Origin of the sequence: Streptomyces sp. NPDC050564, assembly GCF_044457265.1 — a bacterium.
In the GTDB taxonomy this organism is placed as follows: Bacteria; Actinomycetota; Actinomycetes; order Streptomycetales; family Streptomycetaceae; genus Streptomyces.
Map to the genome: position 1 here is coordinate 163598 of NZ_JBITGS010000014.1, position 26389 is coordinate 189986.

Below are 26389 nucleotides of genomic sequence, written 5' to 3' on the forward strand. Positions count from 1 at the left end.
CGTGGACAGAACTACTGTGCCCGTACGCCGACTTGGGCGCCACTGATTAAAGGCCGCCCCCGCAGGGGTTCACCGGCGGCGCCACCTGCGCCGACGTCCCTTGCTGAAGAACCACCCCGCGGGCGGGTCGTCGGACCGCCACGGCTGCGGATCGGGTCCGCCCTCGCGCCAGCGGGCGGCGAGCATACGTGCACGGGCCGACGGCTCGGTCGTCTCCGCGGAGCGTATGAAGCTCTCGTCCAGTACGAGGTCGTCCCAGACGTCACCGACGTCCCCGGACTGCTCGCGACCGTCACCTCGTGGTTCCTCGGATGCCATCCCCGTTCCTCCTGGCCGTGCGTCCCCGTTTGCCCAGTGTGCCCCGACACACGTGAAGCCGCTGTCAAGAAAGAGGGGCTCCACGCGCGCGTGCGCGGCGACCACCGGCACGCACGCGTGGAGCCCCCGCTCACTCCTCGCCCGCCAGTGTCAGCGACCGCAGCCGCTGCCCGGCGTACCAGGTGGCGAGCACGGTGACCGCGGCCAGCAGCACCGTCGCGGTAGGCAGGCTCACGTCCGAGGTGACGAGGTCGCCACCGGTGACCTTGTGGCCCACCGCGAGCGCCCACTGCTGGACGCTGAGGGTGCGCGCACCGGACACCAGCGACCCGAAGAGGGCCTCCCAGACCAGCGCGTAGACGAGCCCGAAGACCACGGCGTGCCGGGTCACGGTCCCCAGGAGCAGGAACAGCGCGGCGTACGCGATCGAGGCGACCAGGGAGGCCACGGTGTAGGCGACGGCGATCTGCTGGCCGTTGCCGTTCAGGATCATGCCCGCGATGAACGTCGGCACCGCCGAGAACGCCATGGTGACGGCGACCGCGACGATCAGCTTGGTGAAGATGATCGTCGGCCGCTTCAGGGGCTTGGCCAGCAGATACACCACCGAGCCGTCGTCGATCTCGGGCCCGATCGCGCCTGTGCCGGCGATGACGCCGATGATCGGGACCATCGTGGCGAGCGCGAACCCGCCGAGCACGTCCGAGGCCACCTGGTCGTCGGCTCCGGAGAAGCTGCGTACGGCCGCGGCGATGACGATGAGCAGGACGGGCAGGGCGCCGAGGATGAGGGCCCGGCGGCGGCCGAGCAGGCCCCGATAGGTGAGCCGGGCGACTGTGGGGTCGTACATCTTGGGCCTCCTACGCCGCGACGAGATACGAGAAGACGGACTCGAGGGACTCGTCGGACGGCGAGACCGTGAGCAGCCGGATGCCGTGCTCGCGCGCGACGCGCGGCAGCAGGGCGGTGAAGCGTCCGAAGTCGACCGCCTGGATGCGCAACGCGCCCTCCGCCAGGTCCACTTCGATGCCGGACGTCGACGGGTCGGCGATCAGCGCGGCGGCCAGCGCCCGGTCGTCGCTGGAGCGGACGAGGTAGCGGTGCGGGCGGTCCGTCATCAGGCGGCGGATGCGCCGGAAGTCGCCGCTCGCCGCGTGCCGTCCGGCGACGATCACCTCGATGTGTGCGGCGAGTTGCTCGACCTCTTCGAGGATGTGGGACGAGAACAGCACCGTGCGCCCCTCGTCGCCCATCCGCCGCAGCAGATCCATGAGCTGCATGCGCTGGCGCGGGTCCATGCCGTTGAAGGGCTCGTCGAGCAGCAGCAGGGAGGGGTCGTGGACGAGCGCGGACGCCATCTTCACGCGTTGCCGCATGCCCTTGGAGTACGTCGAGATCTTGCGGTCCTGCGCGTACTCCATCTCGACCGTGGCGAGCGCCTTCTGGGCCGCCTTCTTGCCGAGGCCGTGCAACTCTGCGTTGGCGACGACGAATTCGCGGCCCGTGAGGAAGTCGTACATCGCTTCCCGCTCGGGGACGATGCCGATGTGCCGGTAGATCTGTTCGTTGCGCCAGACCTGCCGGCCGTCGAGGGTGACGGTGCCCGTGGAGGGGGCGAGGAAGCCGCCCATCATGTTGATCAGGGTGGACTTTCCGGCGCCGTTCGGGCCCAGCAGGCCGGTGACTCCGGGGCCGATCGTCATCGTGATGTCGTTGACCGCCACCACGTTGCCGAACCAGCGCGAGACGTGGTCGATGTTGAGCGTGGTCACAGCCCGACCTTTCGGTAGCGGCGCATCAGCAGGCCGTAGCAGCCCGCGATGAGACCCAGGACGACGATGAGGTAGACGACACCCTGCCCGGACGAGGGGCCTTCCCCTCCGGGGAAGGCGGAGGTGGCGCCGAGGAAGGCCGTCTGCACTCCGTCGATGAGCGTGATCGGCGAGAAGAGGCCGAGCCACGGGACGGCTCCCGTGCTGGACTGCTCGAACGCGATGGCCTGGACGGTGGAGACCGCCCCGTAGGAGATGGTCAGGGCGGCGATGACGGCCGCGATGCCGAAGCCGCGGCGCGGCGTGACCGCCGAGATGACCAGGCCGATGCCCGCGAAGAGAAGCGACAGCAGCGCCACGGAGACGAGCCCCTGTCCGAATCCCTTCGTCTGGTCGGCGAAGTCGAGCTTGGCCAGTAGCGCCCCTACGTAGAGCACGATCAGCGGCGCGGCGGTGAGGATGAACAGCGCCGAGGCCAGCGCCGCGTACTTGGCGCGTACGTAGTCGACGGTCTCGATGGGGCGCGAGAAGTACAGCGGGACGGTCTTGAAGCGCAGGTCGCGCGAGACGGACTGGGGTCCCTGGGAGGCGACGTACAGGCCGATGACGGCCTGCATGATGATCGCGTAGCGCGTGTAGTCGACAGGCAGGTCCTTCGCCTTGGTGGCGACCGCGACGGCCACCATGATCAACGCGGGGACGCACATCACTACGAAGAGCAGCATCGGCAGCACCTTGGACTTGACCGAGCGGCCGAGTCCGTAGGCGCCGCGCAGGGACTGCGAGTACAGCGAGCGGCGTGCGTAGGCGCGGCCCAGGCGCGGGCCGTCGTAGTTGCGGTAGCCGATGTTGTGGATACGGGTCTGCTCACCGGGCTGGGTGAGGGAGTGCTCAACCGCCATGACCGACCGCCTCCTTCCGCTGGTCGTCGCCCGTCATCTGTTCGTCTCGCGCCCGCTGTTCGTCGCTGTCCTTGAAGACCTCCGCGATGTGGTGCCTGCGCTGTTCCATCCGGACCAGGCCGAGGCCGAGGTCGGCGACGACGTCGCGGACGAGGTCGTACGTCTCCTCACCCTCGGCGGTGAGCAGCAGGATGTGTCCGGCACCGGGCAGGCCGCTGCCGTCGTGGGTCTCGATCCCGCGCGCGTGGAGCACGTCGCGCACCGCGCCGGTGCCGTCGGGGTGCTCGTCGGTGTCGGTGACCTCGATGGCGAGGGTCGTCGTGGTCTGGGTGAAGTCCGTGGTGGAGCTGGAGCGCAGCAGCTTGCCGCCGTCGATGACGACGACGTGGTCGCAGGTGCGCTCGAGTTCGCCCAGGAGGTGCGAGGTGACCAGGACCGAGATGCCGAAGTCGGTGTGGATGCGGCGGATCAGGCCGAGCATCTCGTCGCGGCCGACCGGGTCGAGGCCGTTGGTCGGCTCGTCCAGGAAGACGAGCTGGGGGTCGTGGACGAGGGCCTGCGCGAGCTTCACGCGTTGCTTCATGCCCGTCGAGTAGCCGCCGATGGGGCGGTAGCGCTCCTCGTACAGGCCGACATGGCGCAGCGTGTCGGCGGTGCGCTCGCGGGCCGCGGCCGGTGGGAGCCCGGACATGCGCGCCATGTGGACGACGAACTCGGTGGCCGAGACGTCGGGCGGCAGGCAGTCGTGCTCCGGCATGTACCCGACGCGCTCGCGGATGGCGCCGCCTTCGGTGGCGACGTCGAGGCCGAGCACTTGTGCGCGGCCCTCGGTGGCGGGGGACAGACCCAGCAGGATCTTGATCAGTGTGGACTTGCCGGCTCCGTTGGCTCCGACGAGTCCGGTTACACCGGGCCCGACGTCCACGGAGAGCCGGTCAAGAGCGGTCACCCTGGGGAACCGCTTGCTCAGGCTTTCGGTCGCGATCACAGTCACGCTTCGACGGTAGTGGCGCACGCCACAGCGGTCGTCAGCCCACGGAGCTGGATCGGCATCAGACTCCAGTCGTACGGGCCCGTAGGGGTCCCCCTGAGGTCGAACAACCGGCGGTCTGTTATCCACACCGGCTCGGTCGTCCACAGGCGTCATGCGGGTCTATTGACGCAGCCTCTAACAACTGTCACATTCACCAGTGTCAAGTTACGGGCACGTACCGCAGTCAGCGTGGACACAGGGTGGGGCGGTGGCATGACGACGGCAGTGACAGGTGAACTCTCCGCCGAACTGCGGGGGTTCAGGGAGGTGCAGCGCCTCGCGTACGAGTGCGCGGAGGCCGTGGCCGCGCAGCTGAAGCCCGGTGTGACCGAGCGCGACGCGGCACGCATGCAGCGCGAGTGGCTGCGCGAGCGCGGGGTGCGGGACTGGTTCCATCTGCCCTTCGCCTGGTTCGGGGACCGCACGGCGTTCGTGAATTTCCGGATTCCGCTGCAGTTCTTCCCCACCAACCGCCGCCTGGAGCCGGGGATGCCGTTCATCCTCGACATGGCCCCGGTCCACAAGGGCTTTACGGCGGACATCGGTTACTCGGGCTCGCTCGGGCTCAACCCTGTGCAGGACAAGCTGCTCGCCGACCTGGAGGCGCACCGCGAGCTGATCCTGCGCGAGGTGCGCGAGCGGCGGCCGTTGCGCGAGATTTACCGGGACGTGGACCGCCTCATGGTCCGCCAGGGCTATGCGAACCGGCACCGGGCGTACCCCTTCGGTGTGATCGCCCACAAGGTGGACCGCGTGAAGGAACGCCCCTGGTCGCCGCATCTGTTCGGGTTCGGCACCCAGTCCCTGAAGGGGCTGGCGAGCGACGCGATCCACGGGCACCGCGACGGATGGTCGCCGCTGTGGTCGCCCTACAGGTTCTCCGACCATCCGCCCCAGCCAGGGCTGTGGGCCGTAGAACCGCACCTCGGCTTCCGGGGTACGGGCGCGAAGTTCGAGGAGATCCTGGTCGTCACCGACTCCAAGGACCCTGAAGCGAGCGCGTTCTGGCTGGACGACGATCTGCCGCACGTGCGGCGCTGGGCGGAGGACAAGTGAGTCTCGAGGGCGCGCGCGAGCGCTGGGTGCGGACGGGCGGAGTCGAGCTGTGCGTCGCCGAGTTGGGCGACGAAACGCAGCCCACGGTGGTTCTCGTGCACGGCTATCCGGACTCCAAGGAGGTGTGGTCCGAGGTCGCGACGCGTCTCGCCGACCGCTGCGGATTCCACGTGGTGCTGTACGACGTACGGGGACACGGCAGGTCGACGGCGCCACAGCCGCTGCGCGGCGGCTTCACGCTGGAGAAGCTGACCGACGACTTCCTGGCGGTCGTGGACGCGGTGAGCCCCGACAAGCCGGTGCACCTGGTGGGGCACGACTGGGGTTCGGTGCAGTCGTGGGAGTTCGTCACCGTCCAGCGCACCGAGGGCCGGATCGCGTCCTTCACGTCGATGTCCGGACCGTCCCTGGACCACTTCGGGCACTGGATCAAGCACCGCATGAAGCGGCCGACGCCGCGCAAGGTCGGCCAGCTCCTCGGCCAGGGCGCCAAGTCCTGGTACGTGTACCTGCTGCACACGCCCGTCCTGCCCGAGCTGGCCTGGCGCGGCCCCCTCGGCAAGCAGTGGCCGAAGATCCTCCAACGGGTCGAGAAAGTGCCCTCGGGCGACTACCCGACCCCGTCCCTGCCGACCGACGCGGCGCACGGCGCCTGGCTCTACCGCGACAACGTACGGGCCCGGCTGAACCGACCGCGCGAGGACGCGTACGCGCACGCGCCCGTGCAACTCATCACGCCCATGGGGGACGCGTTTCTCTCCGAGCGGCTCTACGACGAGCTGGAGCAGTGGGCCCCGCAGCTGGTGCGCCGTACGCTCCCTGCCAAGCACTGGATTCCACGTACGCGCCCGGATCAACTGGCTGCCTGGATCACGGATTTCGTCCATGCCAACGAGGACGGAGTGCCCGTGCAGGACACCGTGGCCACCGGCAGGTACGCGGATCGCTTCGGCGGCCAGCTCGTGCTGGTCACCGGCGCGGGCAGTGGCATCGGACGGGCCACCGCCTTCGCGTTCGCCGAGGCGGGCGCGCGCGTGATCGCCGTCGACCGGGACACCGAGAGCGCGGCCCGCACGGCGGAGATGTCCCGGCTGATCGGCTCCCCCGAAGCCTGGGCCGAGACGGTCGACGTCTCCGACGAGCAGGCCATGGAGAAGTTCGCCGAGAAGGTCGCCACCGAGTACGGCGTGGTGGACGTGCTGGTGAACAACGCCGGGATCGGCCTGTCGGGATCCTTCTTCGACACGACCACCGAGGACTGGAAGAAGGTCCTCGACGTCAATCTGTGGGGCGTGATCCACGGCTGCCGGCTCTTCGGGAAGCAGATGGCCGAGCGCGGCCAGGGCGGCCACATCGTCAACACCGCGTCGGCAGCGGCGTACCAGCCCTCGAAGGCGCTGCCCGCCTACAGCACCTCCAAAGCGGCCGTCCTGATGCTCAGCGAGTGCCTGCGCGCGGAGCTGGCGGGGCAGGGCATCGGCGTTTCGGCGATCTGCCCCGGCTTCGTCAACACGAACATCACCTCGACCGCGCGCTTCGCCGGGGTCGACGCCCTTGAGGAGAAGCGGCGCCAGAAGAAGTCTGCGCGGCTGTACGGGCTGCGCAACTACCCGCCGGAGAAGGTGGCCGACGCGATCCTGCGCGCGGTGGTCCGCAACCAGGCGGTCGTGCCGGTCACCCCGGAGGCACGCGGCGCCCACCTCATGTCGCGCTTCACGCCGAAGGCGCTGCGCGCGATCGCGCGATGGGAGCCACCGCTGTGAGCGAGATGCCAAGCAACTCGATGGGCGACTCCGCCGGCGACGGCCACCACGCGATCACCCCGAGGCGGGTGTCCTTCGACTGGGAGGAGACCCCTCTCCACTGGATACCGGACGAGCCCACCGCCACCCACGTCATCAACGTGCTCCATCTGCTGCTGCCCGCGGGGGAGCGGTGGTTCGTGAAGGTCTTCAAGGAGGCGCTGCCACTCGTCGGCGACCCCGAACTCCTCAAGGACGTCAAGGGTTTCATGGGCCAGGAGGCGACGCACAGCGTGCAGCACGCGTACGTCCTCGACCACCTCGCGGCGCAGCACCTCGACACCGCGGACTTCACGAAGTACGTCGACTTCCTCTTCGAGAGGCTGCTGGGCGCGGAGCCGCCTTGGGGGGCGCCGATACCGGCCCCGGAGTGGCTGCGCTTCCGGCTGTCGGTGATCGCGGCGATCGAGCAGTTCACGGCGGTGCTCGGCGACTGGGTGCTGGCGGCGGAGGGGCTGGACCTCGCCGACGCCGACGAGGTCATGCTCGACCTGCTGCGCTGGCACGGCGCTGAGGAGGTCGAGCACCGCGCGGTCGCCTTCGACATGTACCAGCACTGCGGCGGTGAGGGCCTGCCCCGCTACGCGCGCCGGATCGCGGGCATGGCGGTCACCGCGCCCATGATGCTGTACCTGTGGGCGTGGGGCGCCGCCTATCTCCTGCGTCACGATCCGCGGCTCGCCGGCCGCGTGCGCTATTCGCTCGCCGCCCACAACAGGGCTGTACGCGAGGGGCTGTTGCCCACCTGGAAAGAACTCGGCGCGGCCATACCCCGCTATCTGCGGCGGTCGTACCATCCGTCGCAGGAGGGCTCACTGCGCAGGGCCGTGGAGTATCTGGCGCAGTCGCCGGCGGCGCGGTCGGCAGCGGGGGCGATCGGTCGGGCGGCGATCGCGTAGCGATGTCGCCCGACGCTGTGGGAGGGCAGGAAGCGTGAGCGACGAGTCGGTCGGGGTCACCTACCGGATCGAGGACCTGGCACACCACAGCGGTGCCACGGTCCGGACGATCCGCGCCTATCAGGACCGCGGGCTGCTCCCCCGCCCAGAGCGGCGCGGCCGCGCCAATGTGTACGCGGACGCCCATCTGGCCCGGCTGCGGCAGATCGCCGATCTCCTCGACCGCGGCTACACGCTGGCCTCCATCAAGGAGCTCCTGGAGGCCTGGGACGCGGGTCGGGGCCTCGGCGGGATCCTGGGCCTGGTCGCGGAGGTCGACGGGCCGTGGACCGACGAGGAGGCGGTCCGGATCTCGCGGGCCGAGCTCGACGAGCGGTTCGGCGGCAGCCCGGACGCCGCCGCGGTGGCCGACGCCGTGGAGCTCGGCGTGCTGGAGACGATTCCCGGGGACGAGGACTCCTTCCTCGTCCCGAGCCCTCAAGAGCTGGCCGTGGCAGTCGAGTTGCACGCGGCGGGAGTTCCGTTGTCCGCGATCTCCGGCCATCTGCGGGAGTTGAGGGGTCAGGTGGAGCACATCGCCTCCCGTTTCCTGGAGTTCACGAACGAGCACGTCTTCGCGCGTTATCTGGGGGAGCGCCCGCCGACCGACGCGGACGCGACCGAGGCGGCCTCGCTCGTACGACGTCTGCGACCGCTCGCACAGCAGACGGTGGACGCCGAACTGGCCCGCGCCATGCGACTGTTCGCCACCCGGTACCTGCATCAACACCTTGGCGCGGGGCAGGCGGTGGAACGCCGCAACGAGACGCACTCGGTGGAGATTCCAGTGGACACAATGCGGGCTGTAGAGGGGCTGGTTGGCGTGGAACACGTGGCCGCCTTCGTCGCGGCCGCCGCTGAACGGGAGGTGCAGGCCCGCACCTTGGACCGTCTCGCATCAAACCAAAGCAATAGAAGTAAAGTTGATGAAACGGCTTAAAACGCCCGCTAGTTGTCCACAGAATCGTCAATTCCCCTGTGGATAACAGGACTTGGCTGTGGATCAAACCTCCGAATCAAAATCAAATGCGTGATCCGTCTCTCGCCAGGCACGCTGGAGAGATGAACGAACGGATGGATGAAAGACGCACCGTGAAGGTGTCGAAGTACCTCTCGAAGCATCTGCGGCACCAGCCCGAGCGGATCGGGCTCACGCTGGGCGAGGGCGGGTGGGTCGAGATCGAGACGCTGATGGCCGCGGCGGCCGCGCACGGCTTCCGGTTCACGCGCGAGGAGCTCGACCACGTGGTGGCCCACAACGACAAGCGGCGCTTCGCGATCGAGGGGACCCGGATCCGCGCCAGCCAGGGCCACTCCGTCGAGGTCGACCTCGGACTGCCCCCGGCGACCCCGCCCGCGTACCTCTATCACGGGACCGTGGCCCGCAATCTGGACGCGATCCGCGCCGAGGGCCTGCGCCCCATGAACCGGCACGACGTGCACCTCTCGCCGGACCGGGAGACCGCGACCCGCGTCGGCGGCCGCCGCGGCCGGCCGGTCGTGCTGTCCGTGGACGCCGCCGCCATGCACCGCGACGGCCATGTCTTCCGGGTCAGCGCGAACGGCGTCTGGCTCACCCAGGCCGTACCCCCGCAGTACCTGCGGTTTCCCTCGGGACACTGACCAGGCAAGCAAATACAGGTGATCACCGGCAGGCAGTGCGGGTGATCACAGGCAGGCAGTGCGGGTGATCACAGGCAGGCAGTGCGGGTGATCATGAGGTGGCCGCGACCACTCCGCGATTCCCCTTACGCTCGATGCATGAGTCTGCGTCTGAGCACCGTGATCCTGCCGTACGCCCGCTGGCACGAGGGCGGGCGTTCCGCCTGGCAGCGCGCGGAGCAGCTCGGCTTCCACACCGCGTTCACGTACGACCATCTGTCGTGGCGGACCTTCCGTGACGGCCCGTGGTTCGGGGCCGTCCCGACGCTGACCGCAGCCGCCGCCGTCACCGAGCGTCTCCGCCTGGGCACGCTCGTGACCTCGCCGAACTTCCGGCACCCGGTGACCCTCGCCAAGGAACTGATCTCCCTCGACGACATCTCGAACGGCCGGATCACCCTGGGCATCGGCGCGGGCGGCACCGGCTTCGACGCCACGGCGCTCGGCCAGGACCCGTGGACCCCGCGCGAGCGCGCCAACCGCTTCGGCGAGTTCGTTCCGCTGCTCGACCGGCTCCTCACCGAGGACTCCGTTTCGTACGGCGGTGACTACTACTCGGCTCACGAGGCACGGAACATCCCGGGCTGTGTCCAGCGCCCGCGGCTGCCGTTCGCGGTGGCCGCCACCGGTCCGCGCGGACTGAAGCTCGCCGCCCGGTACGGGCAGGCGTGGGTGACGACCGGCGACCCGAAACTGTACGAAACGGGCACCCCCGACCAGTCGATTCAGGCCATTCGCCACCAGGCCGACAAGCTGGCCGACGCATGCGCCGCGATCGGCCGGGAAGCGAACGAGCTCGACAAGATCCTGCTCACCGGCTTCACCCCGGACCGCGGCCGTCCGCTGGAATCCCTGGACGCGTTCGTCGATTTCGCGGGCAGGCACGCGGAGCTGGGCTTCACCGACATCGTGATCCACTGGCCGATCCCCGACTCGGACTTCGCGGCCGACGTGAAGGTCTTCGAGCGGATCGCGATGGAGGCCCCGGCACAGCTGCCTTGAGGTCCGGCCCGGCTGTCCCGAGAGTCTGGGCCGGCCGGCACGGGAGCCCGGCCCGGCTGTCCCGAGAGCCCGGCCCGGCCGTCACGGGAGTCTGACCCTGCCGGCCCGAGGGTCCGGCTCAGCTGTCTGCGGTTCGACGGGGCGTAACGGTGCTGGTGAGGACGGTAACCACTCAAGTGTGCGGACCACCGCACGGTCGTGCCCGCATATGCAGGAGAATGGGCGCGTGACCTCAGCGACTCGACAGCCCGAGACCCCGGCCTCCACCGTTCCGCCCCGGCTGATCGCCACGGATCTCGACGGCACCCTGTTGCGCGACGACAAGTCGGTGTCCGAGCGCACGATCGCCGCCCTTGCCGCCGCCGAGGAGGCGGGGATCGAAGTCTTCTTCGTCACCGGCCGTCCGGCTCGCTGGATGGACGTCGTCAGCGACCACGTCCACGGACACGGCCTGGCGATCTGCGGCAACGGCGCCGCCGTGGTCGACCTGCATGGCGGCCCCGGCGCCCACCGCTTCGTGAAGATCCGTGAGTTGGCGCCCGACATCGCGCTCGACGTCATCCAGCTGCTGCGCTCGGCGGCGCCCGGCACCGTCTGCGCCGTCGAGCGGACGTACGGCCTCCATCTCGAACCGGGATACCCCTCGCTGCACATGGAGCCCCCGGAGACCGTCGCGCCCGCCGAGAAGCTCCTCGCCGAGGATGCCCTGGACGCCGATCAGCCGGTGCTCAAAGTGCTCGCGTACCACCCCGAGATGGACCCGGACGGCTTCCTCACCGTCGCCCGCCTGGCCATCGGCGACCGGGCCAACGTCACCCGCTCCAGCCCCAGCGCGCTGCTTGAGATCAGCGGCCCCGGCGTCTCCAAGGCCAGCACCCTCGCACTGTGCTGCGCCGAGCGCGGCATCTCCCACGAGGAGGTCGTCGCCTTCGGTGACATGCCGAACGACGTCGAGATGCTGACGTGGGCGGGCCAGTCGTACGCGATGGGCAACGCCCACCCGGAGGTGATCGCGGCGGCCTCCGGGCGCACGGTCGCCAACAACGACGACGGAGTGGCGGTCGTGATCGAGCGGATCCTTGCCGAGAGGTTGTAGGAGCAGGAGCGCGCCTCTTATGGGGCGGCCGCTTATGGGACGGCCGCTTATGGGACGGCCGCGCCCACCGACCGCTGGACGTCCACCCCGTGCTCCGCGAGCCATGGCACCGGGTCGACGGCCGACCCCTGCTGCGGCGTGACCCGCACCTCGAAGTGCAGATGCGGACCGGTCGAGTTGCCGCTCGTGCCGGACTGCCCGATGCACTGTCCGGTGGACACCCGCTCTCCCTGGTCCACAGTGACGGCGGTGAGGTGCGCGTACCGCGTGTAGTCGCCGCCGGGGTGCTCGACCACGATCTCGATGCCGAACGCGCCGCCGCAGGACACATTCACCACCCGGCCCGCCCCGACCGCGCGGACCGGCGTGCCGATGGGCACCGCGAAGTCCTGCCCGGTGTGCCGACTGGCCCAGCGCTCGCCGGTGCTGCCGAAGCCCGCGGAGAGCACGTACGTCCGCACTGGCGCGACCCACGCGCGCTTGGACACCGTCTTCGGCTGGTTCCGGCGGACGGCGCCACGGCAGGAGCCCGCCGCCACCGAGGCGTCCGCCCGGCTCTGGAGCGTCGACCGTGCCTCTTCGAGCTTCGTCTGGATGGTCCGCTTCATCTCGGCGAGTTCACCGTTCCGCTGCTGGACCGCCTGCCACTCGGACCGAGCCTTCGCCTCGTCTGCGGTGAGCCGGGCTTCCGCGCGACGGCTCTTGGTCACGGCATTGCTGACGGCGAGATCCGCCCGCCAGACGGCGCGCTGCCGGCGCATCAGATCATCGGGGCCACCCGCGACCAGAATCTGCGCGGTGTAGGGGAGGTCGCCGCCCTGCCGGTATTGTTCGCGCGCGATCCGGCCCAGGTCCTCGTGCCGCGCCGCGACCTCCCGCCGCTCACGCGCGAGGAGCCGCTCGGCCCGTCGCGCCTTGGTCCGCTGTGCCGCGGCCTCCCGCCGTCCCGCCTCGTACCGCCGCGTCACCACGGAGACGTCCTCGTACAGCCGCATCACCCGGGCGCTGATGCCGGGATCCTCGCCGTCGCCGTCGGCCGCCGTGGGCCGGGCCGCGAGGACCGCGAGCGCGCACAGCAGCGCCGACACGAGCAGCGGACGGCAGCGGGATGAGCGCATGGCAGCGATCGTGCCCCGCGCCGTCGGGCGCGGTCTTGTCCACGTCGCGCGCCTGGGGACCGGTCGCCACGAATGGCTCAGTCGGCTGGGCCGAACAGGTGCCTGGTCCCGGTGAGACTCAGGGGAGCGCCTGCCACACCACCGTCGTGCCGCTCCCCTCGTCGCCGATCCCCGGCCCGTACCAGCTGTCGCCGCCCAGCGACTCGGCACGCAGCTTGAGGTTGCGCAGACCGCTGCGTCGGCCGCCGTGGGGGATGCCGATGCCGTCGTCGGCGACCGTGAGCCGGACGGCCGGCCGACCGTCCGGCAGTTGGACGGTCGTGTCGACGACGACATCGATGCGGGAGGCCCCCGAGTGCCGGAAGGCATTGGAGAGGGCCTCGCGCAGGGCGGCGATGAGGTTCTTGCCGGTGAGTTCTCCGACCACCGTGTCGACAGGCCCGATGAAGCGATGGCCCGGCTTGAAGCCGAGGGGTACCGCAGCCATGTTGATCTCGCGCAGCACGCGGGTACGCAGCCCGGACGGCACTTCGGCGGGGCCCTGGCGGAGGGCGAAGATGGCGGTGCGGATCTCCTGGATGGTGACGTCGAGTTCGTCGACCGCCTTGCCGACGCCCTCCTGAACCTCGGGCACGACCGACCGCCGCTGCGCGCTCTCCAGCAGCATCCCCGTCGCGAACAGCCGCTGGATGACGAGGTCGTGCAGGTCACGGGCGATCCGGTCGCGGTCCTCGTACACCGCGAGCCGCTCCCGGTCCCGCTGGGCCTCGGCCATCATCAGCGCGAGCGCGGCCTGGGAGGCGAACTGCGCGGCCAGGGTGCGCTCGGTCTTCGTGAACGAACGCTCTCCTTGGGTGCGTGGCAGGACGAGGGCCCCGAGCAGTCGGCCGTCGCTCTGCAGCGGCAGCATCATGACCGGCCCGTAGTCGCGCGCGAGATCGGGGAGCACGCGCGCGTCGGTGGTCGCGTCCTCGACGAACACCGCCTCTCCGTCGAGGAGTTCGGCGACGAACTCGCTCTCCGGCGGGAGGACGAAGCCGAGCGCCTTCGACCGGCGTTCCGAGGCGACGGCGACGATCTCCAGGCCGCCCTCCTTCGCGGGAAGCAGCACGATCCCGGCCGCCGAGCCGGAGAGCCGACGGGCCTGTTCGGCGACGACCTGGAGGGCCTCCTCGGCGTCGCTGCCCGACAACAGCGCCGTCGTGACGGCCACCGATCCGTCGATCCAGCGCTCGCGCTGGTGGGCGGCCTCGTACAGGCGGGCGTTGCCGATGGCGATGCCCGCCTCCGCGGCCAGCACCCGGACCATATTGAGGTCGTCGTCGTCGAACGGGCCGCCGCCGCGCTTCTCGCTCAGGTACAGATTCCCGAAGATCTCCCCATGCACCCGGATCGGAACCCCGAGAAAGCTCCGCATCGGCGGATGGTGCTCGGGAAACCCGCAGGAGCGCGGATCGTCGGCCACGTTCGCGAGCCGCACCGGCTCCGGATCGTGGATGAGCGCCCCGAGCAATCCCGTGTGCCCGTCGGGCAGCCGCCCGATGAGCCGGGCGGCTGCCTCGTCGATCCCGTAGTAGACCAGGTCCGCGATGCCCTCTTCGTCTTCTGCCACGACCCCGATGGCCGCGTACCGCGCGTCCGCCAGCTCGGCCGCCGTCTCGCAGATCCGGTCCAGCGTGGAGTGCAACTCCAGCCCCGACCCGACCGACCGCACCGCCTCCAGCAGCTGCGGCATCCGCGCGGTCACCTCGGTGGACAGCCCCTGCAGGTCCAGGGTCGCCCGAGTCGCCGTGTCCCGACTGCCGCCCGGGTCGGGCGAGGAGCGAGCTACTGACATGGCTTGAGCGTAGTTAGTCCTATTTGCAAGGGAAAGTCGACCTATGCGGCCTGGACCAGCAGATCCCCCGCCGCCTCCCGCTCCACCATCTCCCGCAGCGGACCCGCCACAGCCGCCAGCTCCGTGTACCGGCCTCGCTGGACCACACGCCCTTCCGCGAGCACGATCACCTCGTCCACCGCCTCGAGCCCTGCCAGCCGGTGCGTGATCAGCAGCGTCGTACGACCCTCGGTCGCGGCCAGCAGATCCGCGGTGAGCGCGTCGGCCGTCGGCAGGTCGAGGTGTTCCGCGGGCTCGTCGAGGACGAGCACGGGGAAGTCGGCGAGCAGTGCCCGGGCCAGTGCGAGCCGCTGGCGCTGGCCACCGGACAGCCGGGCCCCGTGCTCCCCGATCAGTGTGTCGAGTCCGTCGGGCAGCCCGTCCGCCCAGTCGAGGAGCCGGGCCCGCGCGAGCACGTCGCGCAGTTCGGCCTCGGTCGCCTCCTTCCGGGCCAGCAGCAGGTTCTCGCGGACCGTGCTGTCGAAGAGGTGGGCGTCCTGAGCGCAGAGGCCGACCAGGCGGCGTACGGCGTCTCCGTCCATCGCGTACGCGTCCACACCGCCCAGCGTGTACGTCCCGGTACCCGCGTCCAGGAATCGCAGCAGCACCTGCGTGAGCGTGGTCTTGCCGGCCCCCGAGGCGCCGACGACGGCGATCCTGCGGCCCTGCTCAAGAGTCAGGTCGAGCCCTGCGAGCGCGTCCCGGTCCTGTCCGGTGTGGCGGGCCCGGAGTCCTTGCACGCACAGCGGGAACGCCGACGCGGGTGCCGGCTGTGGACGCTCCGGTTCGCGTACGGGATCGGGGGCGTCCAGCACCTCGTACACCCGCTCCGCGCTCTTGCGGACCCGCTGCCGGTACTGGACGGCCAGCGGCAGCCCCATGACGGCCTCGAACGCGGCCAGCGGGGTGAGGACCACGACGGCCATCGCCACGCCGCCCAGCCGTCCCGCAGCGACCGCCTGGGCGCCCACGAGGGCGGTGCCCGCGACGGTCAGCCCGGACGCGAGAGCCGTGAGTCCGTCGCCGAGCGCGGTCGCGGTGGCGGCCCGGGAGGCGATCCGGGTGAGCACCGTGTCGGCCTGTCGTGTCTCGGCAGTTCGGGTGGGCAGCGCACCCGCGACGGTCAACTCGGCCGTTCCCGTGAGCAGGTCGGTCACGCGGGTAGCCAGAACACCGCGCGCGGGAGCCAGCCGCCGCTCGGCACGGCGCGCCACGGCGCCGGTGACGAGCGGGACACCAACACCGGCCGCCAGCAGTCCGACAGCGAGTGCGGCACCGGCCTCGGGCAGCAGCCAGGCGGTGAAGCCGACGGACGCGGCGGACACCACAACCGCGGCACCCGCGGGCAGCAGCCACCGCAGCCAGTAGTCCTGCATCGCGTCCACGTCGGCGACGAGCCGTGACAGCAGATCGCCGCGCCGGGTCGTCCGCAGCCCCGCGGGGGCGAGGCGCTCAAGGCGCCGGTACACGGCGACCCGGGTGTCGGCCAGCATCCGCAGCACCGCGTCATGCGACACGAGCCGCTCCGCGTACCGGAACACGGCCCGGCCGATGCCGAAGGCCCGCGTGGCCGTGACAGCCACCATCAGGTACAGCACGGGCGGCTGCTGGGACGCCCTCGAGATGAGCCACCCGGAGGTGGCCATCAGCCCGACGGCACTGCCGAGCGCGAGACTGCCGAGGAGCAGAGCGAGCACGAGCGGTCCGCGCCGGGGAGCGGCCATGGCCCGGACTCGGGTGAGCACACCACCACGCTGATGCGGCGCCGCAGAAGGTTCTTCCCCCTCGTTCGGGGGCACGCTTTCCGGCTCGACCGGCCGGAACGGCTGGCCGGGGCCGGATTCCGCAGGGCCGGACGCCTCGACCGGTGCCCCGGGATCCAGTCGCACCACCCGGTCCGCCACTCCCAGCAACGCCGGCCGGTGCACCACCAGCAGCACCGTTCGCCCCACGGCGAGCCGCCGCACCGCCTCCACGACCTCCGCCTCCGTCGCTCCGTCCAACGAGGCCGTCGGCTCGTCGAGGAGCAGCACGGGCCGGTCCGCCAGGAACGCCCGGGCAAGAGCAAGGCGTTGGCGCTGGCCGGCCGACAGGCCGGCGCCGTCCTCGCCGAGGACCGTGTCGACCCCGTCGGGCAGTGCGTCCACGAAGCCGGCCGCACCCGCGTCGACGAGCGCCCGCCGCAGCGCCGCGTCGTCCGCGTCGGGCTGCGCCAGCCGTACGTTCTCGGCGATGGACCCGGCGTAGAGATGGGGCCGCTGCGGCACCCAGGCCACCTGTGAGCGCCACTCCGCCAGGTCGGCCTCGGCGAGATCGACTCCCCCGACCCGCACCCGACCCACGGCGGGTTCCACGAACCCCAGCAGAACGTTCAGCAGCGTCGACTTGCCCACGCCGCTCGGCCCGACCAGAGCCACCGTCTGACCAGGCACGACCGCGAAGGAGACGTCCGCGACGGCGTCGCTGGAGCGCCCGGGGTACCGCACGCTGACCCCCTCGAAGCCGATCTCCCCCACCGGCGTACGCAGCGAGCCGGAGGCCGGTACCGGGGCCTCCAGCACCGAGAAGATCTCCTCGGCCGCCGCGAGCCCCTCGGCGGCGGCGTGGTACTGCGCCCCCACCTGCCGCAGCGGCAGATACGCCTCGGGCGCGAGGACGAGGATGACGAGCCCCACGTACAGATCCATCTCGCCGTGCACGAGCCGCATCCCGATGGTCACGGCAACCAGCGCGACCGAGATGGTGGCGAGCAGCTCCAGCGCGAAGGACGACAGGAAGGCGATCCGCAGCGTCCGCATGGTCGCCTGCCGGTACTCGCCGGTGATCTTCCGGATCGACTCGGCCTGCGCCTTGGCCCGGCCGAACACCTTGAGCGTGGGAAGTCCCGCGACGACATCCAAGAAGTGCCCCGAGAGGCGGGACAGCAGCCGCCACTGGCGGTCCATCTGGGCCCGCGTGGCCCAGCCGATCAGAATCATGAAGAGCGGGATCAACGGCAGCGTGCCGACGATGATCGCCGCCGACACCCAGTCCTCGGTGACAATCCGGGCGAGGACGGCCACCGGCACCACCACCGCAAGCCCCAACTGCGGCAGATAGCGGGAGAAGTAGTCGTCGAGCGCGTCGACTCCCCGTGTGGCGAGCGACACCAGCGATCCCGTCCGCTGCCCGCTCAGCCACCCGGGGCCGAGCAGCGCGGCCCGCTCCAGCAGCCGCCCGCGCAATTCCGACTTGACCGCTGCGCTCGCCCGGTGTGCGGCCAGCTCGGTGAGCCAGGAGATGATCGCCCGCCCGACCGCGACCACCGTCAACAGCATCAACGGCGTACGGAGCTCACCGGCCGAGAGGCCGTGCTGGAAGGCGCCGACGACTACTTCGGCAATGAGCATCGCCTGAGCAATGACCAGGGCCGCCCCAGCAGCCCCCAGCCCAACGACGGCCGCGAGAAAGAGGCGAGTGGCGCGGGCGTACCGAAGCAGACGCGGATCGATCGGTTTCACGTGAAACACACCCTTGAGTCATCCGGCATGTTTCACGTGAAACGACCGTTTCACGTGAAACATGCCCCTGCGATTCAGCGGACCTCCGTGCGCAGCGCGCCCTTCAGCCCTGCGGACTCAGTGCGCCACATCCGGGGCGATGTGATGCGTGCCGATCCGCTTGCGGAACACCCAGTACGTCCACGACTGGTAAAGCAGGACGATCGGCGTGGCGATCCCCGCGCACCAGGTCATGATCTTCAGGGTGTACGGGCTCGACGACGCGTTGGTGACCGTGAGGCTCCAGTCGTCGTTGAGCGAGGACGGCATGACGTTCGGGAAGAGCGTCAGGAAGAGCATCGCGACGGCGGCCACGATGGTGAGCCCCGACAGGGCGAACGCCCAGCCCTCACGGCCACCGTTGACCGCCACGAGCGCCGCGAGCAGCGCGACCACGGCGACGACCAGCACGACCAACGACTTGCCGTCGCCGTTCTCGACCTGGGTCCAGAGCAGGAAGACCAGCGCCAACACAGCTGTCGCCAGCCCGAGTCGCAGCGCCAGCTTGCGCGCCCGCTCCCGAATGTCCCCGACCGTCTTGAGCCCGACGAACACCGTCCCATGGAAGGTGAACAGCGTCAGCGTGACCAGACCGCCGAGGAGCGCGTACGGGTTGAGCAGGTCCCAGAAATTGCCCACGTACTCGAAGTTCTGGTCGATCTTCACTCCGCGCACGATGTTGCCGAAGGCCACACCCCACAGGAACGCCGGGATCAGCGAGGTCCAGAAGATCGATGTCTCCCAGTTGCGCTGCCAGTTCTCCTCGGGCCGCTTCGCCCGGTACTCGAAGGCGACACCGCGCACGATCAGGCAGACCAGGATGATCAGCAGTGGCAGATAGAAGCCGGAGAAGAGCGTGGCGTACCACTCGGGGAAGGCGGCGAAGGTCGCGCCGCCCGCCGTGAGCAGCCACACCTCGTTGCCGTCCCAGACGGGACCGATCGTGTTGATCAGCACCCGCTTCTCCATGCGGTCCCGGGCCAGCAGCTTGGTGAGGATGCCGACGCCGAAGTCGAAACCCTCCAGGAAGAAGTAGCCGGTCCAGAGGACCGCGATGAGCACGAACCAGACGTCGTGAAGTTCCATGACTCAGCAGCTCCCTGGGCCTAGTAGGAGAAGGCCATCGGCTTGTCGGCGTCATGGGAGTCGCCGCCAATCCTGGTGGGCGGGTTGAGGTCGGCCTCGGTGAGCTCGGGGGGTCCGGCCTTGACGTACTTGAGGAGCAGCTTCACCTCGATGACGGCGAGGATCGCGTAGAGCGACGTGAAGACGATCATCGACGTGAGGACCTCACCCTGCGAGACGCCGGGGGAGACCGCATGCCGGGTCTGCAGCACGCCGTAGACGACCCACGGCTGACGGCCCATCTCGGTGAAGATCCAGCCCCAGGAGTTGGCGATCAGCGGGAAGCCCAGGGTCAGGATGGCGATGCGCCAGTACCACTTGGTGAGCGTCGGGCCGAGGGCCTTGTTCTTGAAGAGGACCAGATGCGGCACCTCGTCGTCACCGACCCTCAGGTGCTGCGGCAGCATGAACTTCTTACGAGTCAGCCAGAGTCCGACCAGGCCGATCGCGAAGGACGCCATGCCGAAGCCGATCATCCAGCGGAACGCCCAGAAGGTGACGGGGATGATGGGGCGATAGTCACCGGGACCGTACTTCTCCTGCTCGGCCTTGTTGGTGTCGTTGATGCCAGGGACGTACGAGCTGAAGTCGTCGTCGGCGAGGAACGACAGTATCCCCGGGACGGACAGCTCGACGGTGTTGTGTCCCTTGCTCACGTCGCCGTACGCGAAGACCGAGAACGGCGCGGAGTTCTGGCCGTCCCACAGCGCCTCGGCGGCGGCCATCTTCATGGGCTGCTGCTTGAACATGACCTTGCCGAGGGTGTCGCCGCTGATCGCGGTCAGTAGTCCCGCGATGACGACGGTGATCAGGCCGAGCCGCAGCGAGGTCTTCATCACGGAGATGTGCTTCTTGCGGACCAGATGGAAGGCGGCGATGCCGACCATGAAGGCGCCGCCGGTCAGGAAGGACGCCGTGAGCGTGTGGAACGCCTGGGCGAGCGCGGTGTTCTGGGTCAGCACGTGCCAGAAGTCGGTGAGTTCCACACGCCCCTTCACCTTGTTGATCCGGTAGCCGACGGGGTGCTGCATCCACGAGTTGGCCGCGAGGATGAAGTACGCCGACAGGATCGTGCCGATCGAGACCATCCAGATGCAGGCCAGGTGGATCTTCTTGGGCAGCTTGTCCCAGCCGAAGATCCACAGACCGATGAAGGTGGACTCGAAGAAGAAGGCGATCAGGGCCTCGAAGGCGAGCGGGGCACCGAAGATGTCACCGACGAATCGCGAGTAGTCGGACCAGTTCATGCCGAACTGGAACTCCTGCACGATGCCGGTGACCACGCCCATCGCGATGTTGATCAGGAAGAGCTTGCCCCAGAACTTGGTGGCCCTGAGGTACTTCTCCTTCTCCGTGCGTACCCAGGCCGTCTGCAGGCCGGCGGTGAGCCCGGCGAGCGAGATCGTCAGGGGGACGAAGAGGAAGTGGTAGACGGTGGTGATGCCGAACTGCCATCGCGCCAGAGTCTCCGGCGCCAAAGCCAATTCCACGTCGTCAGTCTCCTTACGTCGCCGTGGTACAGCGGCAGTCTGCCCCCTTTGTCACGTACATCACGGGAGCAACCGGGACACGTTTGTGAACGCGTTCACATTCACAAGCAATTATGACGCATGGCCGTTCGACGGGTGACGGGCGGGGGTGCCTAAGTGTGGCGAGACGGGTCACACGTGCGGCCGCCGTCGAGAACGACCTGGCCGGACCCCTTGGCAAGGTCTTCAACATATTGTTGAATCCGCGGCATGCAGATACGGATCTCCTGGCCCGCGGGGCACCTCACCGCGGCCCTCGACGACAGCCCGACCGTCCGGGCCCTCGCCAAGGCACTGCCACTGGCCTCCACCGCCCGCACGTGGGGCGAGGAGGTCTACTTCGACACAGGCGTCCCGGTCGCCCCCGAGGCGGACGCCCAGCAAGTCGTCGAGCCCGGTACGGTGGCCTTCTGGACCGACGGAGACGCCCTCGCGCTCCCCTACGGGCCCACACCGATCTCGCGGGGCGACGAATGCCGCCTCGCGAGCCCGTGCAACGTCCTCGGCCACCTCGACAACGACCCGCGCACGCTCGCCACCGTGCGCGACGGCGACCCCGTACGCGTAGAACTCGTGGGCGACTAGAGCTCCTTGCGGAACGCTTCCGTCGCCTTCAGGAAGATGTCGTTCGCCTCGGTCTCGCCGATCGTCACTCGGACGCCCTCGCCGGCGAAGGGGCGTACGACGACACCGGCCTGCTCGCAGTGGGCGGCGAAGTCGAGCGTGCGCTCCCCCAGTCGCAGCCACACGAAGTTGGCCTGCGTCTCGGGTACCGTCCAGCCCTGACCGTGCAGTGCCTCGACCACGCGCTGGCGCTCGCAGACCAGCGAGCCGACCCGGCCGAGCAGCTCGTCCTCGGCGCGCAGGCTCGCCACCGCGGCGTCCTGGGCCAGCTGGCTCACGCCGAAGGGGACCGCCGTCTTGCGCAGCGCAGCGGCGACCGGCTCATGGGCGATCGCGAAGCCGACCCGGAGGCCCGCGAGCCCGTATGCCTTGGAGAAGGTGCGCAGCACGCAGACGTTGGGCCGGTCGCGGTAGATCGCCACGCCGTCCGGCACCTCGACGTCGCGGATGAACTCGCGGTACGCCTCGTCCAGCACGACCAGCACATCGCTGGGTACCCGGTCGAGGAACCGCTCGAGCTCGGCCCGGCGCACCACGGTGCCGGTCGGATTGTTGGGGTTGCAGACGAAGATCAGCCGGGTCCGGTCGGTGATCGCGTCCGCCATCGCATCCAGGTCGTGCACCTCGCCCGGCGTCAGCGGCACCTTCACCGAGGTCGCGCCGCTGATCTGCGTAATGATCGGGTACGCCTCGAAGGACCGCCAGGCGTAGATGACCTCGTCTCCGGGCCCGCTCGTGGCCTGCAGCAGCTGCTGGGCGACCCCGACCGAGCCGGTGCCGGTCGCCAGGTGCGAGAGGGGGACGCCGAAGCGGTCCGACAGCTCGCTCATCAGCCCGGTGCACGCCATGTCCGGGTAGCGGTTGAAGGATCCGGTCGCGGCGGTCACGCTCTCGATCACACCGGGCAGCGGCGGATACGGGTTCTCGTTGGAGGACAACTTGTACGCCACCGGACCGGCGGCCGCGGCGGGCTTGCCGGGCTTGTAGGTGGGGATACCCTCCAGCTCGGCACGCAGCTTGGGGTTCGTCTCGCTCACCGCAGTCCTCCTCGTGACCACCACCGGCTCATGACCACCACCGGCTACCAATGCTTCTCACCTTATGAGGATTCGGCGCCGCTGCGAATGGCCTGTGGACAACCGAACGGCAACCGGGCCACTGCCGGCCGCGCCCCTGCGATCACTCCCGCGCGGCGTGGCGGCGATCCTCGTACGCCCCGGTGATCATCCTCGTACCGCCCGCCGGGCATCCACATACGAAGGCGTACGAACTGGGGGGCGCGCCATCCGGCCGCGCACGCGCCGGTGGCTCACGCCGTGGCGCGCATCCCTCGTGAAGGTGAGTTGAGACCTCTTCGAAACATGGCCCCCTTGGCAGGCCCATGCGCGCCGACAAGTCACGTACTACCGTAGAATCCTTCAACTACCTTTATTTCCAAGGAAGTTGACTGCCTTCGACCATGCAGAAACGTGCCTGTCAACGAGTGCATATGCGTCCGCACTACCCCACCGCATGAGCCCTACTATCGGCTCGCCATGACAGCAGCAGGGAAGCACCAGGTGAGCCGGGCGGAGACCTCCCGCCGAGGCGGTCGACCGGGCCGGGCGGGTATCAGAGACGTGGCTGCGGCCGCAGGGGTCTCCATTACGACCGTGTCCGATGCCCTCAACGGTAAGGGCCGGCTCCCGGACGCCACCCGACGCCACGTCCGCGAGGTCGCCGACCGGCTGGGCTATCGCCCGTCGGCCGCGGCCCGAACCCTCCGTACCGGCAAGTCGGGCCTCATCGGCCTGACCGTGACGACGTACGGGGATGAACCTTTCACCTTCACGGAGTTCGCGTACTTCGCGGAGATGGCCAGAGCCGCCACCTCGGCCGCGCTCGCCCGGGGCTACGCCCTGGTCATCCTCCCCGCGACCTCGCGCCACGACGTGTGGTCGAACGTCGCTCTGGACGGAACCGTGGTCATCGACCCGTCCGACCAGGACCCGGTCGTCAGCGAGCTGGTCCGGCAGGGATTACCGGTCGTCTCCGACGGCCGCCCGGCCGGCTCGCTCCCCGTCACCGCCTGGGTGGACAACGACCACGAGGCCGCGGTCCTGGGAATCCTCGACCACCTGGCCGAGGCCGGCGCCCGCCGGATCGGCCTCCTCACCGGAACCACCACCGACACGTACACCCACCTCTCCACCACCGCATACCTGCGCTGGTGCGAGCGCGTGGGTCAGGATCCGGTGTACGAGGCCTATCCTGCGCACGATCCGTGCGCGGGAGCCGTCGCGGCCGACCGGCTCCTCGCCCGACCCGACCGCCCTGACGCCGTCTACGGTCTCTTCGACCCGAACGGCACCGACCTGCTCGCCGCGGCCCGGCGCTACGGCCTGCGGGTACCGGACGACCTGCTGCTGGTTTGCTGCAGCGAGTCCACCGTCTACGCCAACACCGAGCCGCCTATCACGACGCTCTCCCTCAAGCCGCGCCGGATCGGCACGGCGGTGGTCCAGCTCCTCATCGACGCCATCGAGGGGGTCGAATCGGACCAACCGGTCCAGCAGGTGATACCGACGGAGCTGATCGTGCGGACGTCCTCCGAACGCCGTCCGCCCCGTACGACAGTCAGTCCGCCCCGATCACCCGAGGAGGGTTGACGCCCTGCGCAGAAAGGGCGGGGAAAGCCCCGCCCAATTCGGGCGAAAACAGCGGTGAACTGGGCTCCTCCTCCGATTCACCACCCCTGGGTCATCACATGGCGCGATCCGCATTCCTATGATGGGCGGACGACACCGCGGGCCGCTGCGACCAGGCAGTCCGATCCGGTGCAGATGCGGCGCGATGGTGGTGGAGGGGTCGATGACTCAGGGGGCCGGTCAGGGACCCGAGGCGGTGCGGACGGCGACGTTGCGCGACTTCCGGGTGCCCGCGTATGTCCACGAGACCGGTCCGTACGCGCAGAGCACGCCCCACGGTGGGGGCACCAGACCCGCCGAGGAGTCCCCTGCCTATCCGGCGGACCCCTCGGAGGCGTACACCCCCACCCGGCGCGATCTGCCCGTCATCAACCGGGGTGACACGCTTGAGGTCGCTGTTGACCCCGCCGCCGTGGCCGCCCCGCAGCCGACCGACGGACCCGGTCCGCTGTACGTCGTCGGTGACGTGCACGGCTATCTCGACCAGTTGGTCGCCGCGCTCCAGGAGCAGGGCCTCATCGACGCCGCGGGCAACTGGTCCGCCGGGACCGCGCGCCTGTGGTTCCTCGGCGACTTCACCGATCGCGGTCCGGACGGCATCGGCGTGATCGACCTCGTGATGCGGCTGTCCGCCGAAGCGGCCGCGGCCGGCGGCTACTGCAAGGCGCTCATGGGCAACCACGAGCTGCTCCTGCTCGGCGCCAAGCGGTTCGGCGACACCCCCGTCAACTCCGGGGCGGGCACCGCCACCTTCCAGGCGGCCTGGCTGCTCAACGGCGGCCAGAAGACCGACATGGACCGCCTCCAGGACCACCACTTGCAGTGGATGGCCCGCCTCGATGCCATGGAGCAGGTCGACGGGCACCTCCTGGTGCACTCCGACACCACTGCCTACCTCGACTACGGCGACTCCATCGAAGCGGTCAACGACACCGTCCGCGAGACACTCACCCGCAACGACGCGGACGAGTGCTGGGACCTCTTCCGCAAGTTCACCAAGCGCTTCGCCTTCCGCGACGACGGGGGCGCCGACGCCGTCCGCGAACTGCTGGGAGCGTACGGCGGCACCCGCATCGTCCATGGTCACAGCCCCATTCCGTACCTCCTGGGTGAGGTCGGCTCGGAGGACGACGAAGACGGCGCCGGCCCGGTGGTCGAGGGACCGCATCTGTACGCCGACGGGCTCGCCATCGCGATGGACGGCGGCGTGACCATGGCCGGAAAGCTACTGGTCCAGCAATTGCCTCTGGATACCTGAGCGTTCACCGGGCAGGCGTCCCCGCAGGAGGACTGCGCTGGCCAGGGGGCAATTTCTGGAAACCCCCTGTCACGGCGTGCCGTCACCGCTCTACCATCGGCTTATCCGTAGCAGGCTCCCCTCCGTTTCTGCCCGACGGCTCGTCAGCGTGCGAGCCACCAGCCCTACGGAGCATCGGGGGATGCACATGAACAGCGTTCCGCAGCACCTGCTGAGCGAGGACCGCCAGGATTACGAGCGGATCCTCGATGAGGCGCTGCGCTCCGCACCACACCGTCCGGAACTCGCCGCTGTCGGCCAGCGGCTCAACCCCGAACAACTGCGCACCATGGCGCTGAACGCCACCGCACTCATCACGGCGGCCGCAGTGACCGAATACCAGCATTACGTGAAGGTCCGCGAGGAACTGCGTCAGCCGGCGCCGTCCACCCGGGTCGTGAGCGAGGAAGCCGGCTCCGCGGAGCCGGGCGCGATCGGGCTCGCCGCCACCGTGGGGGAGGTGTCCGAGACCGCCGGTGCCGGCGTCATCGCCGTCGTCGCGGTGCTCGCCCCCGTCCTCGCCGGGACAGCGGCGGCGATATTCCTGCTCGTGGGGTACCTCCTGAAGATGCTCGACCCCGAGCAGGCGTTCGCCAAGACCCTTCTCACCACCGGATGGGTCTTCGGCGCGGTCACGGCGGCCGCGATTCTCGTCGCCGCGGTCGGACTGCTGCTGACAGCACTGCGCAACAGCTCGTCCTCGCTCCAGGCCGGAGCACGCGGCGAGCTGGACGAACAGGTGGCCCGGGCCAGGGAAGCCTGGCACGAGGCCCTGCTGGAGCGCGGCATCCTGCCCTTCCTCCGGGAGGCCCTCACCGACCCGGGCTCGGCGGCACTGGGTCGTCCGGCACCGACGCCCAGCCGCATCCCGCAACTCGGCTACAACCGGCCGGGGTTCAGCAGTCCCGAGGGTGGACCCGCGGCCGGCCCGCGCCCGAGCTTCTCCAGCCCGGACTTCACGAGCCCGGACTTCGGAGGACCGGAGCACCAGCCGGAGTGACGCCCGGGCCGAC

Annotated in this window: 22 protein-coding genes; 11 read left to right on the plus strand and 11 right to left on the minus strand. The window is 69.7% G+C overall.

The features are described 5' to 3' along the window. Nucleotides 1-69 precede the first annotated feature (69 nt). The 5 genes from ACIBK0_RS23275 to ACIBK0_RS23295 form a co-directional block, all read right to left on the minus strand. The gene (locus tag ACIBK0_RS23275) at nucleotides 70-318 is read right to left on the minus strand and encodes a hypothetical protein (protein ID WP_399083007.1); all 249 of its coding nucleotides are present in this window, start codon (nucleotides 316-318) and stop codon (nucleotides 70-72) included. 130 nt (nucleotides 319-448) lie between these two features. After that, nucleotides 449-1168, minus strand: coding sequence for an ABC transporter permease (locus tag ACIBK0_RS23280; protein ID WP_399083010.1), 720 nt, complete (start codon nucleotides 1166-1168; stop codon nucleotides 449-451). 10 nt (nucleotides 1169-1178) lie between these two features. Beyond that, entirely contained in the window at nucleotides 1179-2090 is a 912-nt protein-coding gene (locus ACIBK0_RS23285) for an ABC transporter ATP-binding protein (RefSeq protein WP_399083013.1), read from the minus strand. Then, nucleotides 2087-2992, minus strand: coding sequence for an ABC transporter permease subunit (locus ACIBK0_RS23290; protein ID WP_399083016.1), 906 nt, complete (start codon nucleotides 2990-2992; stop codon nucleotides 2087-2089). Before ACIBK0_RS23290 ends, ACIBK0_RS23285 begins: the two co-directional genes overlap by 4 nt. Further along, nucleotides 2982-3980, minus strand: coding sequence for an ABC transporter ATP-binding protein (locus ACIBK0_RS23295; protein WP_399083270.1), 999 nt, complete (start codon nucleotides 3978-3980; stop codon nucleotides 2982-2984). Before ACIBK0_RS23295 ends, ACIBK0_RS23290 begins: the two co-directional genes overlap by 11 nt. A 258-nt stretch (nucleotides 3981-4238) precedes the next feature. On the opposite strand from ACIBK0_RS23295, the gene ACIBK0_RS23300 reads away from it, so the two are divergent. The 7 genes from ACIBK0_RS23300 (at nucleotide 4239) to ACIBK0_RS23330 (ending at nucleotide 11581) form a co-directional block, all read left to right on the plus strand. Continuing rightward, a complete protein-coding gene (locus ACIBK0_RS23300) occupies nucleotides 4239-5081 on the plus strand; it encodes a M24 family metallopeptidase (RefSeq protein WP_399083019.1) in 843 nt (280 codons plus the stop codon). Then, nucleotides 5078-6844 (plus strand): SDR family oxidoreductase, encoded by a 1767-nt coding sequence (locus ACIBK0_RS23305; protein ID WP_399083022.1) that lies wholly within the window; start codon nucleotides 5078-5080, stop codon nucleotides 6842-6844. Before ACIBK0_RS23300 ends, ACIBK0_RS23305 begins: the two co-directional genes overlap by 4 nt. Before the next feature lie 5 nt (nucleotides 6845-6849). After that, on the plus strand, nucleotides 6850-7782 hold the full coding sequence (locus tag ACIBK0_RS23310) for a metal-dependent hydrolase (protein ID WP_399083273.1): 933 nt from the start codon (nucleotides 6850-6852) through the stop codon (nucleotides 7780-7782). Nucleotides 7783-7816: 34 nt separating this feature from the next. Continuing rightward, nucleotides 7817-8761 (plus strand): MerR family transcriptional regulator, encoded by a 945-nt coding sequence (locus ACIBK0_RS23315; RefSeq protein WP_399083025.1) that lies wholly within the window; start codon nucleotides 7817-7819, stop codon nucleotides 8759-8761. Between the two features lie 134 nt (nucleotides 8762-8895). Continuing rightward, on the plus strand, nucleotides 8896-9444 hold the full coding sequence (locus ACIBK0_RS23320) for an RNA 2'-phosphotransferase (RefSeq protein WP_399083028.1): 549 nt from the start codon (nucleotides 8896-8898) through the stop codon (nucleotides 9442-9444). Between the two features lie 138 nt (nucleotides 9445-9582). Next, the gene (locus ACIBK0_RS23325; protein WP_399083031.1) at nucleotides 9583-10485 is read left to right on the plus strand and encodes an LLM class flavin-dependent oxidoreductase; all 903 of its coding nucleotides are present in this window, start codon (nucleotides 9583-9585) and stop codon (nucleotides 10483-10485) included. A 208-nt stretch (nucleotides 10486-10693) separates the two neighbouring features. Beyond that, nucleotides 10694-11581, plus strand: a complete 888-nt coding sequence (locus ACIBK0_RS23330) for a Cof-type HAD-IIB family hydrolase (RefSeq protein ID WP_399083034.1) — start codon at nucleotides 10694-10696, stop codon at nucleotides 11579-11581. A 47-nt stretch (nucleotides 11582-11628) separates the two neighbouring features. Here ACIBK0_RS23330 and ACIBK0_RS23335 read toward each other — a convergent pair whose 3' ends face one another. From ACIBK0_RS23335 to ACIBK0_RS23355, 5 genes are all read right to left on the minus strand, one after another. Next, entirely contained in the window at nucleotides 11629-12699 is a 1071-nt protein-coding gene (locus tag ACIBK0_RS23335; protein ID WP_399083037.1) for a peptidoglycan DD-metalloendopeptidase family protein, read from the minus strand. Between the two features lie 118 nt (nucleotides 12700-12817). Further along, on the minus strand, nucleotides 12818-14536 hold the full coding sequence (locus tag ACIBK0_RS23340) for a GAF domain-containing protein (protein ID WP_399083040.1): 1719 nt from the start codon (nucleotides 14534-14536) through the stop codon (nucleotides 12818-12820). Between the two features lie 41 nt (nucleotides 14537-14577). Next, a complete protein-coding gene (cydD, locus tag ACIBK0_RS23345) occupies nucleotides 14578-18075 on the minus strand; it encodes a thiol reductant ABC exporter subunit CydD (RefSeq protein ID WP_399083043.1) in 3498 nt (1165 codons plus the stop codon). 117 nt (nucleotides 18076-18192) lie between these two features. Further along, entirely contained in the window at nucleotides 18193-19200 is a 1008-nt protein-coding gene (gene cydB, locus ACIBK0_RS23350; protein ID WP_399083046.1) for a cytochrome d ubiquinol oxidase subunit II, read from the minus strand. Nucleotides 19201-19220: 20 nt separating this feature from the next. Further along, the gene (locus ACIBK0_RS23355) at nucleotides 19221-20729 is read right to left on the minus strand and encodes a cytochrome ubiquinol oxidase subunit I (protein WP_399083049.1); all 1509 of its coding nucleotides are present in this window, start codon (nucleotides 20727-20729) and stop codon (nucleotides 19221-19223) included. Nucleotides 20730-20978: 249 nt separating this feature from the next. Between ACIBK0_RS23355 and ACIBK0_RS23360 the strand changes: the two genes are divergently transcribed. Beyond that, entirely contained in the window at nucleotides 20979-21353 is a 375-nt protein-coding gene (locus tag ACIBK0_RS23360) for a cyclophilin-like fold protein (protein WP_399083052.1), read from the plus strand. On the opposite strand, the gene hisC is transcribed toward ACIBK0_RS23360, so the two are convergent. Continuing rightward, nucleotides 21350-22429, minus strand: a complete 1080-nt coding sequence (hisC, locus tag ACIBK0_RS23365) for a histidinol-phosphate transaminase (protein WP_399083055.1) — start codon at nucleotides 22427-22429, stop codon at nucleotides 21350-21352. The two genes, ACIBK0_RS23360 and hisC, sit on opposite strands and share 4 nt — an antisense overlap. Nucleotides 22430-22927: 498 nt before the next feature. Here hisC and ACIBK0_RS23370 point away from each other — a divergent pair, with 498 nt between their 5' ends. The 3 genes from ACIBK0_RS23370 to ACIBK0_RS23380 all read left to right on the plus strand — a co-directional run bounded on the left by ACIBK0_RS23370 (nucleotide 22928) and on the right by ACIBK0_RS23380 (nucleotide 26376). After that, a complete protein-coding gene (locus ACIBK0_RS23370; RefSeq protein ID WP_399083058.1) occupies nucleotides 22928-24040 on the plus strand; it encodes a LacI family DNA-binding transcriptional regulator in 1113 nt (370 codons plus the stop codon). 202 nt (nucleotides 24041-24242) lie between these two features. After that, nucleotides 24243-25337, plus strand: coding sequence for a metallophosphoesterase (locus ACIBK0_RS23375; RefSeq protein ID WP_399083062.1), 1095 nt, complete (start codon nucleotides 24243-24245; stop codon nucleotides 25335-25337). Nucleotides 25338-25518: 181 nt separating this feature from the next. After that, nucleotides 25519-26376 carry a hypothetical protein gene (locus tag ACIBK0_RS23380; RefSeq protein WP_399083065.1) on the plus strand — a complete coding sequence of 286 codons (858 nt, stop codon included), beginning with the start codon at nucleotides 25519-25521 and terminating at the stop codon, nucleotides 26374-26376. Nucleotides 26377-26389 lie beyond the last annotated feature (13 nt).

What these genes read in the sequence shown, in the direction of transcription:
- ACIBK0_RS23310 (WP_399083273.1), top strand. Translation starts at nt 6,850, where the DNA reads ATGCCAAGCAACTCGATGGGCGACTCCGCCGGCGACGGCCACCACGCG.
- ACIBK0_RS23330 (WP_399083034.1), top strand. Translation starts at nt 10,694, where the DNA reads ATGCAGGAGAATGGGCGCGTGACCTCAGCGACTCGACAGCCCGAGACC.
- ACIBK0_RS23380 (WP_399083065.1), top strand. Translation starts at nt 25,519, where the DNA reads ATGCACATGAACAGCGTTCCGCAGCACCTGCTGAGCGAGGACCGCCAG.
- ACIBK0_RS23340 (WP_399083040.1), bottom strand. Translation starts at nt 14,536, where the DNA reads ATGTCAGTAGCTCGCTCCTCGCCCGACCCGGGCGGCAGTCGGGACACG.
- ACIBK0_RS23360 (WP_399083052.1), top strand. Translation starts at nt 20,979, where the DNA reads ATGCAGATACGGATCTCCTGGCCCGCGGGGCACCTCACCGCGGCCCTC.
- cydB (WP_399083046.1), bottom strand. Translation starts at nt 19,200, where the DNA reads ATGGAACTTCACGACGTCTGGTTCGTGCTCATCGCGGTCCTCTGGACC.
- ACIBK0_RS23325 (WP_399083031.1), top strand. Translation starts at nt 9,583, where the DNA reads ATGAGTCTGCGTCTGAGCACCGTGATCCTGCCGTACGCCCGCTGGCAC.
- ACIBK0_RS23335 (WP_399083037.1), bottom strand. Translation starts at nt 12,699, where the DNA reads ATGCGCTCATCCCGCTGCCGTCCGCTGCTCGTGTCGGCGCTGCTGTGC.
- ACIBK0_RS23370 (WP_399083058.1), top strand. Translation starts at nt 22,928, where the DNA reads ATGACAGCAGCAGGGAAGCACCAGGTGAGCCGGGCGGAGACCTCCCGC.
- ACIBK0_RS23290 (WP_399083016.1), bottom strand. Translation starts at nt 2,992, where the DNA reads ATGGCGGTTGAGCACTCCCTCACCCAGCCCGGTGAGCAGACCCGTATC.
- ACIBK0_RS23275 (WP_399083007.1), bottom strand. Translation starts at nt 318, where the DNA reads ATGGCATCCGAGGAACCACGAGGTGACGGTCGCGAGCAGTCCGGGGAC.
- ACIBK0_RS23320 (WP_399083028.1), top strand. Translation starts at nt 8,896, where the DNA reads ATGGATGAAAGACGCACCGTGAAGGTGTCGAAGTACCTCTCGAAGCAT.
- ACIBK0_RS23280 (WP_399083010.1), bottom strand. Translation starts at nt 1,168, where the DNA reads ATGTACGACCCCACAGTCGCCCGGCTCACCTATCGGGGCCTGCTCGGC.
- ACIBK0_RS23300 (WP_399083019.1), top strand. Translation starts at nt 4,239, where the DNA reads ATGACGACGGCAGTGACAGGTGAACTCTCCGCCGAACTGCGGGGGTTC.
- ACIBK0_RS23375 (WP_399083062.1), top strand. Translation starts at nt 24,243, where the DNA reads ATGACTCAGGGGGCCGGTCAGGGACCCGAGGCGGTGCGGACGGCGACG.